We start from the raw sequence: 2,106 nt of genomic DNA, 5'->3' as shown, positions 1-2,106 counted from the left end.
TTTGTCGTAGGCCATGCTGCCATCCGCAGCCTGACTCAGAACGATGATCTCCTCGCCCGGTGAAACGCCGAGCGTACGCGCGAGTCTTCGCCCGAGAACAACGCCAGTATCGTCCCCGGCTTCGATCCAACGCCCGCTTTCGACCTCTTCGGCAACCAGGCACACCTTGGCATCGCGCTCCAGTTGCAAACCGCGGAACGAGACACCCGTCGAGGAATCGCCAGAGGCCGCCATCCCGAACGCCAGAAGGCGGGCGCTGCTGGTAAAACCGGCAGCGTCCAGCTTCGCGAGCAGTTCTTCGATGTTTTCGATGCGCGTGTAAAGAGAGGGATTGTCGCGATAGTCCGGCGCAAAGATCTGTACGTCCCCGACTTCCAGATCGAGCACGCTGCCTTCCATATCGCGCAGATAACCCTCCATGAGCCCGGAATAGAGGATCATGATCCACAGGGCAAACGTCATGGCGCTGACCGTTACGAGGGTCCGCCGACTGTTCCGCCAGACGTTTCTCCAGGCCATCTTGCGAATGTTCAAGGCTCGCTTTCTCCCCGCCGCAGCGTCAGGTAATTGTACGCCAACCCACACACGTACCGCCACGGACCGAGAGAACAGCGTGATACAGTGGCTCGACACATCCGCGGAGAGCAAATCATGGCCGTCAGCAACTACGAAAACGTCGATGCCTATCCACTCGATCCGGACGTGCAGGAAAAGCTCCTGCTCGAGCAGAACGAGGCGACTTTCATCTGGTGCCCGAAGGACCAATGGGCCGTTGGCGTGATCATGACCTACGTCTGGCGCAACGGCAGTTTCTGGTTCACGGCAACCAGCCAACGCAAGCGCATCGCCGCCATCAAGCGCGATCCCCGCGTGAGTATCGTGATCTCGAGCGTCGGAACTTCACTCGGCCCCTCTCGCACCGTGACCGCGAAAGGCCGTGTGAAGATCCACGAAGATCGCGCGACCAAGGACTGGGTCTATCCTGCGATCTCCAACGCGATCCTGAAGGGCAATGCCCCGGTCGAAGAGAAATTCACAAGCATGCTCGACTCCGAACGGAGACTGATCCTGGAGGTCGTCCCGGAACGCTACATCACCTACGACTCACAGAAGATGATGAGGGACACCGACTGGGGGTCGATCTGAGATGAAAGACCTGAAGGGCAAGACCGCGGTCATCACCGGAGGCGGAGGCGGACTGGGTCGGGGCATGGGCCTGGCCTTCGCCGAAGCGGGCATGAACATCGTAGTTTCCGACATCGACGCGAGCGCCGCACACAAGGTGGCCGACGAGATATCGGCCCTTGGCGTTCGCACCCTCGTCCACCAGACCGACGTCATTGAACGGGATGAACTGAAGGACCTTGCGGATCGCAGTTTCGCGGAGTTTGGAGAGACCAACATCCTGTGCAACAACGCCGGGGTCAGCACCTTTCACACCGCCGACGCCATTCGCGATGAAGACTGGGCCTGGGTACTAGGGGTGAACCTCCACGGTGTAATTCACGGCATCCAGGAATTCCTACCGCGCATGAAGGCGCAGCAGGGAGACGCTCACATCGTCAATACCGCATCGATCGCCGGCCTGACCGCCCTGCCCGGCCTGGCTCCGTACACCGCCAGCAAGTTCGCCGTCCTGGGCATTTCCGAAACCCTGCACGCCGAACGGGAAGTCCACGGCGTGGGCTGCTCCGTTCTATGCCCTGCCTTTGTCAACACGGGCATCGCAAACAGCGAGCGCAATCGACCCGACGCCTTCGGTACACCGACGGGCTCGGACAACAGCATGATCAACGCGGCACTTCAGACCGGCCTCGATCCGAAGGAGGTAGGCCGCATGGTGCGCACAGCCGTGCTCGAAGAAGAATTCTACATCCTGACCCACCCCGAGACACGAGCGAGTTCGGAGCTGCGAGCCAACGAACTACTCGCCGCATTTGATCGCTGGGCAAAGCGGCTCGCCTAGCCTAGTGTCCTGTTTCAGAAGTTCCATCTCTAATGCTTCCGAGCGTGGACCTGGAGGACTCGGGAACAGAAGCGACGGATGCTGTCGAGGATCTGCTCGGCGCTCTTGGTCCAGATGAACGGCTTTGGCGCTGCGTTGTG

3 protein-coding genes are annotated in these 2,106 nt (G+C 60.4%); 2 read left to right on the top strand and 1 reads right to left on the bottom strand.

All coding sequences use genetic code 11. From position 1 onward, the window contains the following. On the bottom strand, window positions 1-534 hold a 534-nt coding region (locus GY725_09015), incomplete at its 3' end, for a hypothetical protein (protein ID MCP4004322.1). Between the two features lie 117 nt (window positions 535-651). Between GY725_09015 and GY725_09010 the strand changes: the two genes are divergently transcribed. Together GY725_09010 and GY725_09005 are read left to right on the top strand one after the other, a co-directional pair. Next, window positions 652-1,146: a hypothetical protein gene (locus GY725_09010; protein ID MCP4004321.1), complete on the top strand. Its 495-nt coding sequence runs from the start codon at window positions 652-654 to the stop codon at window positions 1,144-1,146. Window position 1,147: 1 nt separating this feature from the next. Then, window positions 1,148-1,966, top strand: coding sequence for an SDR family NAD(P)-dependent oxidoreductase (locus tag GY725_09005; GenBank protein ID MCP4004320.1), 819 nt, complete (start codon window positions 1,148-1,150; stop codon window positions 1,964-1,966). The last annotated feature ends 140 nt before the right edge of the window (window positions 1,967-2,106 follow it).

The sequence above is a fragment of the bacterium genome (assembly GCA_024226335.1).
Lineage (GTDB): Bacteria > Myxococcota_A > UBA9160 > SZUA-336 > SZUA-336 > JAAELY01.
This window is presented reverse-complemented; position numbering and strand designations above follow the sequence as displayed.

Coding starts and splice junctions, on each gene's coding strand:
- GY725_09010 (MCP4004321.1), top strand. CDS start 652: ATGGCCGTCAGCAACTACGAAAACGTCGATGCCTATCCACTCGATCCG.
- GY725_09005 (MCP4004320.1), top strand. CDS start 1,148: ATGAAAGACCTGAAGGGCAAGACCGCGGTCATCACCGGAGGCGGAGGC.